Here is a 2,109-nt window from a genome sequence, read left to right as displayed (position 1 = left end):
TATTAATGCTAAAATAAAAATTAACAAGATTGCAAATATAAAACTTAACAGAATTGCAAAACAAATAGTATAATTATCTCCGAGATAAGGAGGTAATTAACATGATAGAAGTAATAAAGGCAGAATTAAATATTTTGAGGTGTTTAAATATGAAACCAAACTATAGTGACTTAGCAAGAAGATATGGAGTTTCAAGACAAACTATATCAAAATATGACAAAGGATTTGAAAGGAAAGAAACAAGAAAAAGAAAATCGAAATTAGATAAGTATAGAGAAGAAATAGAAGAAAAAATTAATTTAGCAGGTGCAACTATAACGGGTGTATATAAATACTTCTACTCAAAGGATAAAACTATAGGAACACGTTCAAACTTTGATTATTACATAAGGAAGCATAAATTAAAAAGTAAAAACAAATCTGTAGTTCATCCAAGATATGAAACTAATCCAGGAGAACAACTTCAGTTTGATTTCAAAGAAGATATAACTATGATTTCAAAAAATGGAGAGATATTTAAATTTAATATTTTTACAACAACGTTAGGATATTCAAGAATGCATAAATTTACTTACAGTAAATCAAAGACAAAAGAAGACGTATTTAGATGTCTTATTGAAACATTTAAATATTATGGAGGAATTCCAAAAAGATTACTTACAGATAACATGAGTAGTATAGTAAATGTAAAAACTAAAAAGTTTACTGAGGAGTTTAGACAGTTTTCAAAAGATTTTAATTTTACACCAGAAAAATGCAATGTAAGATCTCCTCAAACAAAAGGAAAAGTAGAGTCTGCTAACAGGTTTATTAGTAGGTTGGTTCCCTATAATTATGAATTTGAAAATGAGGAAGAATTGATTGAAATAATAAATAGATTAAGTAATGAAGTAAATAATGAGATAAATCAAACTACAGGGGTAAAACCTATAATGCTTATAAAAAAAGAAAAGGAATATCTTTCTCCTTTACCAAACAAAGAAATAATTGAATCTTACTTAAATTATATGAAACCCACCACAGTTCATAATGATTCAATGATTTACTATAAAGGAAAAAGATATTCTGTACCACACAAGTTTATTAATAAAACTCTAAAAGTAAGAGAATTAGATAATAAACTGTATATTTATAATAACACAGATTTAATAAGAATACACCCATTAACACAAAAAATAATAAATTATCATGAAGATGATTATAAAAAAATAATGGCTGAAAAATTACCATTTAAAAGTGAAGATGATATTGAAGCTTTTACAATTAGAAATTTAGAAATATTAGATAACTTGAAAGGATAGATAAAAAATGAGTACATATACAGCTTTACTGAATAATTTAGAAGAATTAAAACTACATCAAATAAAAGAAAATTTAGATACATATATAGATTTAATTACCAATAAAGAAAAAACAGTTGTAGACGCATTATATGAGCTAACAAAATTAGAAATAAAACTTAAAGAAGAAAAAGCCACAAATGCATGTGTAAAAGTAGCAAATTTTCCTTTTATAAAAACATTAGATAACTTTGACTTTACATTCCAACCTTCAATAAATCAGGATAAAATTAGAGACCTCCATACCTTGAGGTTCCTAGAAAAAAAAGAAAATGTACTGTTTTTAGGTAATTCTGGTGTTGGAAAAACTCACCTATCGGTATCGATAGGTATAGCAGCAGCTAAAAAAAGGAATTCTACATATTTTATAAACTGTCATGACCTACTATTAAATCTAAAGAAGGCTCATTTAGAAAATAGGTTAGAAGCAAGACTTAAACACTATGCAAAATATAAACTTCTAATAATAGACGAAATAGGTTATTTACCTATTTCTAAAGAAGAAGCAAATATGTTTTTTCAGCTAATAAATAAAAGATACGAAAAATCTAGCACTATAATTACTACTAACAAGGAGTTTAGTAAATGGCATGAGATATTTGGAGATGTAACTATTGCTAACGCAATACTAGATAGGTTATTGCATCATTCTACAGTTGAAAAAATAACAGGTAAATCTTACAGAGTTAAAGACAAAATATTTACAAGTAATTCAAAGAATAATTAGTCAAAAGTGTTAAAAGTTATATTTGCAAATATGTTAAAAATA

At 25.6% G+C, this 2,109-nt stretch carries 2 protein-coding genes; both read left to right on the top strand.

What is annotated here, in order from left to right:
• Window positions 1–101 precede the first annotated feature (101 nt).
• Complete coding sequence (istA, locus tag BUB51_RS12460; RefSeq protein WP_197051403.1) at window positions 102–1,301, top strand: IS21 family transposase; 1,200 nt, start codon at window positions 102–104, stop codon at window positions 1,299–1,301.
• Window positions 1,302–1,308: 7 nt separating this feature from the next.
• Entirely contained in the window at window positions 1,309–2,067 is a 759-nt protein-coding gene (gene istB / locus BUB51_RS12455; RefSeq protein ID WP_073198159.1) for an IS21-like element helper ATPase IstB, read from the top strand.
• The last annotated feature ends 42 nt before the right edge of the window (window positions 2,068–2,109 follow it).

This window comes from Caloranaerobacter azorensis DSM 13643 (genome assembly GCF_900129995.1).
In the GTDB taxonomy this organism is placed as follows: domain Bacteria; phylum Bacillota; class Clostridia; order Tissierellales; family Thermohalobacteraceae; genus Caloranaerobacter; species Caloranaerobacter azorensis.
This window is presented reverse-complemented; position numbering and strand designations above follow the sequence as displayed.

What these genes read in the sequence shown, in the direction of transcription:
- istB (WP_073198159.1), top strand. Translation starts at nt 1,309, where the DNA reads ATGAGTACATATACAGCTTTACTGAATAATTTAGAAGAATTAAAACTA.
- istA (WP_197051403.1), top strand. Translation starts at nt 102, where the DNA reads ATGATAGAAGTAATAAAGGCAGAATTAAATATTTTGAGGTGTTTAAAT.